This is a genomic window from Mycobacterium persicum, from assembly GCF_002086675.1.
Classification (GTDB): domain Bacteria; phylum Actinomycetota; class Actinomycetes; order Mycobacteriales; family Mycobacteriaceae; genus Mycobacterium; species Mycobacterium persicum.
On sequence record NZ_MVIF01000165.1, the window covers coordinates 1 to 6,462 of the forward strand.

Annotated in this window: 5 protein-coding genes; all 5 read left to right on the forward strand. The window is 67.8% G+C overall.

The features are described from left to right. The first annotated feature begins 159 nt into the window (after window positions 1-159). Window positions 160-1,443 carry a hypothetical protein gene (locus tag BST40_RS26930; RefSeq protein ID WP_089025324.1) on the forward strand — a complete coding sequence of 428 codons (1,284 nt, stop codon included), beginning with the start codon at window positions 160-162 and terminating at the stop codon, window positions 1,441-1,443. A gap of 35 nt (window positions 1,444-1,478) precedes the next feature. Further along, on the forward strand, window positions 1,479-2,174 hold the full coding sequence (locus BST40_RS26935) for a glycosyltransferase family 2 protein (protein WP_075548949.1): 696 nt from the start codon (window positions 1,479-1,481) through the stop codon (window positions 2,172-2,174). Next, window positions 2,171-2,509, forward strand: coding sequence for a DUF2304 domain-containing protein (locus BST40_RS26940; RefSeq protein WP_023368557.1), 339 nt, complete (start codon window positions 2,171-2,173; stop codon window positions 2,507-2,509). Before BST40_RS26935 ends, BST40_RS26940 begins: the two co-directional genes overlap by 4 nt. A 221-nt stretch (window positions 2,510-2,730) precedes the next feature. Continuing rightward, window positions 2,731-5,631 (forward strand): ATP-binding protein, encoded by a 2,901-nt coding sequence (locus BST40_RS26945; RefSeq protein WP_083156357.1) that lies wholly within the window; start codon window positions 2,731-2,733, stop codon window positions 5,629-5,631. Window positions 5,632-5,775: 144 nt separating this feature from the next. Continuing rightward, the coding region (locus BST40_RS26950) for a PE family protein (RefSeq protein WP_083156360.1) at window positions 5,776-6,462 on the forward strand (687 nt) is incomplete at its 3' end.

Consider the following 6,462-nt stretch of genomic DNA (forward strand, 5'->3'; position numbering starts at 1 on the left):
CCGACTCAGGCTTGCGCCAACCCGCACGAGGCATACCCTACAAACTACACCCATGTAGTCTTAACTGAACGGTATTGGGCCTAACCAGGCCTAACCAGCCTCACGAATGCCGGCGCCCGGCCCGCCTAATATGTGCGAACGTGGCACGCATCGGGTCGGTTGGCCGTTAATGCGGCCACGGTGACCGACGTCAGCGGTACCCCGGGCACGGCCCCCGCACCCGGCGGGCCGATCACCCGCGGCAGCGTGGCGCGGGTCGGCATCGCCACCGCCGTCACCGGGCTGTGCGGCTACGCGGTGATCTACTTGGCCGCCCGCAATCTCGCGCCAGACGGCTTCTCGGTCTTCGGGGTGTTCTGGGGCGCTTTCGGGCTGGTCACCGGGGCAGCCTTCGGATTGCTGCAAGAAACCACCCGGGAAGTCCGGTCGATGCACTACCTGGACGTATTGCCGGACGGCGGTCGTATTCATCCGCTGCGGGCCGCCGCACTGGTCGGCGTCGCCGCAGCCGTCGTGATCGCCGGGAGCGCGCCGCTGTGGAGCGCGCGGATGTTCGTCGAGGCGCGGTGGCTGTCGGTAGGACTGCTCAGCGTCGGGCTGGCCGGATTCTGCCTGCACGCCACGCTGATGGGCATGCTCGCCGGGATGAACCGGTGGACCCAATACGGGGCGTTGATGGTGACCGACGCGGTCATCCGGGTTGCGGTGGCCGCGGGCACGTTCGTTCTTGGATGGGGTCTGGTCGGCTTCCTGTGGGCCACCGTGGCCGGCTCGGTGGCCTGGCTGATAATGCTGGCGGCGTCGCCCGCCACGCGGGTGACCGCACGTTTGCTGACACCCGGCAGCATCGCCACGTTCCTGCGGGGCGCGGCTCATTCGATCACCGCGGCAGGTGCCAGCGCGATCCTGGTGATGGGTTTTCCGGTGCTGCTGAAGCTGACCTCCGACGAGCTGGGCGCCCGGGGCGGCGTCGTCATCCTGGCGGTGACCTTGACGCGAGCCCCGCTGCTGGTGCCGCTGACGGCCATGCAGGGAAATCTCATCGCCCATTTCGTCGACGAAAGCACTCACCGGATTCGCGCGCTGCTGGCTCCGGCCGCGGTGATCGGCGGCGTCGGCGCGATCGGGGTGCTGGCGGCCGGCGTGGTAGGCCCCTGGCTGCTGCGCGCCCTGTTCGGGGCGCAATACCAGGCCAGCGGCGCGCTGCTGGCCTGGCTGACGGCCGCCGCGGTGGCGATCGCCATGCTGACGATCACCGGTGCCGCGGCGGTGGCGGCCGCGCTGCACCGGGCGTATTCGCTGGGCTGGGTCGGCGCGACGGTGGCCTCCGGCTTGATGCTGTTGTTACCGGTGCCGCTGGAGACCCGCACGGTCGTCGCGTTGTTGTGTGGCCCACTGATAGGCATCGGTGTTCATCTGGCGGCGCTGGCGCGTAGCCGATGATCAGTGCAGACCCAACGTGTAACTTGTGGACTTAAATGACCTCGCATTACCCCGACGTCTGGATCGTCATCCCCGCCTTCAACGAAGCCGCTGTGATCGGCGACGTGATTGCCGACGTGCGGTCCGTCTTCGACCACGTCGTCTGCGTCGACGACGGCAGCACCGACGGCACCGGCGACATCGCCCTGAGGGCCGGGGCCCATCTGGTACGCCATCCGGTCAACCTGGGCCAGGGCGCAGCCATCCAGACCGGCGTCGAGTACGCCCGCAGCCAGCCCGGTGCTCAGGTGTTCGCCACGTTCGACGCCGACGGCCAGCACCGCGTCAAGGACGTGGCCGCCATGATCGACCGGCTGTCCGCCGGTGACGTGGACGTGGTGATCGGGACGCGCTTCGGCGGCTCCGTGACCAACCGTCCACCGCTGCTGAAGCGACTCGTGCTGCAGACCGCGGCGCGGTTGAGCCGACGAGGACGGCGACTGGGCCTGACCGACACCAACAACGGGCTGCGGGTGTTCAACAAGACGGTGGCCGACGGCCTGAACTTCACCATGAGCGGCATGAGCCACGCCACGGAATTCGTCATGCTGATCGCCGAAAACCATTGGCGGGTAGCCGAAGAGCCCGTCGAGGTGCTCTACACCGAGTATTCGAAGTCCAAGGGCCAGCCGCTGCTCAACGGCGTCAACATCATTTTCGACGGGTTCTTGCGAGGAAGGATACGGCGTTGAACTGGATCCAGGTGTTGCTGATCGGGTCGATCGTCGTCCTGCTGGTGTACCTGCTGCGGTCGCGCCGCAGCGCGCGCTCGCGGGCGTGGGTCAAGGTGGGCTACGTGTTGTTCGTGCTGGGCGGCGTCTACGCGGTGCTGCGGCCGGACGACACGACGGTGGTCGCACACTGGTTCGGGGTGCGCCGCGGCACCGACCTGATGCTCTACGCGCTGATCATGGCGTTCAGTTTCACCACCCTGAGCACCTATATGCGGTTCAAGGACCTGGAGTTGCGCTACGCACGGTTAGCGCGGGCCGTCGCGCTCGAGGGCGCCCAAGCGCCGCAGGCGTGACTGCGACGCAGCACCGCCGGATTCAGTAGTTCGGCGAATTCAGTCTCCTAACGGCCTGGTCAATTCGTCGGCGTCACCGACCTGCTGGGTGTACATTGCCGCTCAAGTCCAGGTGTTTCGCGGGCTCTTCGACTTCGCCTTGAGGTCACCGGGAGTTGCCGGCGTTCGCCCCTGATGTTGCCCGGCGCAGCTGCGCGCGGCGTGGGGAGAAGGTGCACTGAATGTCAGTCGAGTTCTGTTTGCTCGGCGACGTCGCGGTGCACGTCGACGGGCAGCGGCTCGACATCGGTCACGCGCGCCAGCGGTGCGTACTGGTCGCGTTGCTGGTCGACGTCAACCACCCGATTGCGGTGGACCATTTGGTTGATCACGTGTGGTCGGATCACCCGCCGCACCACGCTCGAAACTCGTTGGCCGGGTATGTATCTCGACTGCGGAACCTGTTTTCGGATACCCCGGGCGTAGCGCTTGCCCGGGAGCCGGGCGGATATGTGCTGAGCACCGACGCACTGTCGGTGGACCTGCATCGGTTCCGGCATGTGGTGCGTCAAGCGCGGGGCTGCCAAGATCCGCTGCAAGCCGCAGACCTGTTCGAACGCGCCCTGGGCGGCTGGCGTGGCGAGCCGTTTCCCGCGCTGGACACACCATGGATCAACAACCTGCGCAGCACTCTGTTGGGCGAGCGGCTGTCGGTGGTGTTGGACCGCAACGACGTCGCACTTCGCGTCGGACGCCACAGCGAGGTGCTGGTGGAACTCACCGCGGCGCACGCCGCTCACCCGCTCGATGAACGCCTGGCCGGACAGCTGATGCTGGCCCAGTACCGCAGCGGCCGACAGGCGGATGCGCTGGACACCTACCGGCAGATGCGGCAGCGACTTGCCGACGAACTCGGCGTCGACCCCGGCGCCTCGCTGGACCAGGTGCACCAGCAAATTCTTACCGGCGACGAGCAGCCGCCGGGCCGCGCGCCGACGCCGCACCTGGTGGTGCCGGATCGGCCGCATTCGGCGCTGCTGCGCCGAGCGACAAGCTTCGTCGGCCACAAACACGAAGTGGCGCGCGTGATCGAGTCGATGGCCGAAGGTCCCCTGGTGACGTTGACCGGAGTCGGCGGCGTCGGTAAGACCCGGCTTGCGCTGGAGGTCGCGCGGCGTGAGCAGGGCCGTTTCAGCGAAGGTGTAGCCATCTGCGAACTGGCCCCGCTGGAGCATGGCGCAGCGGTCAGCCACACCATTGCGACAGCCTTGCATCTGCAGCAACAGCAGGGGTTGGGCATCGAAGACTCGGTGATCGAATACCTGCGCGCCCGCGAGGTGCTTCTGGTCGCCGACAACTGCGAGCATGTCGTGGAAGCGGTCGCCAATCTGCTGGCGCGGATCATCCAGCACTGCCCGAAAGTGGCGGTGCTGGCGACCAGCCGCCAACCACTTGCGATCGATGGCGAGCGGATTGTGGTCGTCCCACCGCTGACGGTCGACGATGCCACCCACTTGTTTGCCGATAGAGCCCGAGCGGGCCGGCCGGATTTTCATCTCCAAGATCAGCCTGAAGGCGCGGTCGCGGAGATCTGCCGGATGGTGGATTGCCTACCGCTGGCAGTGGAGCTGGCGGCGGCCCGCATGCGGATGATGAGCAGTACCGACGTCATCCGCCGTCTCGACACCCTTGGTGTGTTGCGCGGCGGCGCGCGGGGCAGCCTGCCGCGCCAGCAAAGCATGGCCGCCGCGATCGACTGGTCGTATCAACTGCTCACCCAGGCTGAACAAGCGCTGTTTGTGCGGCTCTCCGTCTTCGCCGGGAGCTTCGACCTGGATGCCGCGCACGGCGTGTGCGGCTCCGACGGCGACGTCGCAGAGGACACCCTAGACCTGCTCGCCGGTCTGGTCGACAAGTCGATGGTGGTGGTGCGCAGCGTCACCGACCGGACTCGCTACGGCATCCTGGAAACCCTTCGGGCCTTTGGCCGCGAGCACCTGCGCGAAGCCGGACTCACCGATACATATGCGGCCCGGCATGCGACCTACTACACCGAACTGGCCGAGCGGGCCGCAACCGGATTGCACGATAGCCAGGAGCAAGAGTGGGTCGAGCGGATGATGCCGGACTACGACAACCTTCGCGCCGCGTTCGAACGCGCGATGGCCGACAGCGCCACCGACCTTGCCCTTCGTCTGGTCGCGGCATTACCCGAGCTCCTTGGACTACGCATTGGCTACGAAATGGCCGAATGGGCCGAACGCCTGATCACGGTGACCCACCCCGAGCATCCGTTGTTCGCCACGGCTGTCGGGGTGGCGGCACGCGGCGCCTGGGCCCGCGGCGACTATGCCCACGCGCGGTCGCTGGCGGAGCTCGCGCAGGGCCGGGTGCCCGGCCCCGGTACGGCACGGGTGGCCTACCCGGCAGACGTGCTGGCCGACGTCATCTTCTTTGAGGGCGATTCGCAGTGGGCCCTCGATTACTGGGAAGGCGAGGTGACCCGCGCCCGCGGGGATGCCGACCCGATCCGGCTGGTGTGGACGCTGTATGAGATTGCGATCTGTTCGGGCGCGCTGGGCAAACCGGACTACGGCCTGCCGGCCGCTGAGGAGGCGGTGACGCTCGCCGACAGCACCGGCAACCCGACAGCACGGTCGATGGCCTACTTTGCCCTGGGTTACCTGCTCAAGAGATCGGAGCCGGTCCGCGCGACGGCCCTGTTCGACCAGGCGGCGCAGCTGGCTGCGGCGGTGCAGAACTTCTGGCACAGCGGCACCGCATTGATGTCGGCCGCGGCAACGCGCGCCGTACACGGTGATCCCGTCGAGGCGGCGCGGATGTTCATTGAGGTGCTCGACCACTGGGACCGCGTCGGCGACTGGTTCGAGCAAGGGGCGGCGCTGCGGTACATCACCCGGTTGCTGGTCCGCTTGGGCGCCGACGACGACGCCGCCTTCCTCCACTGCGCGTTTGTCAAGGCGGGCATGCCGTCGCCGTTGCGAGACGAACAATTGGAGGCCCTCATCGACCGCTTGGGCGCGAATCGATTCGAGGCACACCGCGACTCAGTCAGCGACAGCGCCGCGATGGTGGCTCGGGCTCGGTCGAGCCTGCAACGGTTCGTCACTCCCCCCGCATGATGCACTGACCAGGCCAAACGGCCCGCACAAGCGCATTTCATGATTCGTCAAGGCCTGCCGCACACCCTCCAGGCACCCTAGGGCCAGCAGCCGGCGCCCGCGCGCGGGCAATGCCGGCAGCGAAGCTAGGCGCTAGGAGGACCCATGTCGTTTGTCATCGCCGCACCGGAGGTGGTGGCTGCCGCAGCCGGTGATCTGTCGAGGGTCGGCTCTGCCCTCGCCCAGGCCAATGCCGCGGCCGCGGGACCGACGTTGTCGGTGCTGGCGCCCGCAGTCGATGAGGTGTCGACGGCGCTGGCCGCGTTGTTCGGTGACCACGCCGCGACATACCAGGCTCTCAGCGCCGAGGCGGCGGCATTTCACGACCAGTTTGTGCGCACCCTGCAGGCCAGCGCGAGCGCCTATGCGGCCACCGATATCACCAGCGCCGGGCACCAGCTGCTTAATGCGATCAACGCGCCCACCATGGCGTTGTTGGGCCGCCCGCTGATCGGCAATGGTGCCGACGGCGCGCCGGGCACCGGTCAGAACGGCGGCGACGGCGGGCTCTTGATCGGCAACGGCGGCAACGGCGGGTCCGGCGGAACAGTCACCGTCAACGGGAGGACGAGTGGCTTGCCCGGCGGAAACGGGGGCTCCGCCGGACTGATCGGCAGTGGTGGACGCGGCGGGGTGGGTGGATCCGGCCAGCGCAGCGGGGCCGGCGGCAATGGTGGAAATGGCGGGCTGTTGTTCGGCCATGGCGGGGCCGGCGGGCCAGGTGGACTCGCCGCCAACATTGGCGGACCCGGGGGCAATGGCGGCGCCGGTGGGCTGCTGTTCGGCAATGGC

Bases quoted from the DNA above. Each gene is read 5' to 3' on its own strand.
- BST40_RS26945 (WP_083156357.1), top strand. From the start codon at position 2,731: ATGTCAGTCGAGTTCTGTTTGCTCGGCGACGTCGCGGTGCACGTCGAC.
- BST40_RS26935 (WP_075548949.1), top strand. From the start codon at position 1,479: ATGACCTCGCATTACCCCGACGTCTGGATCGTCATCCCCGCCTTCAAC.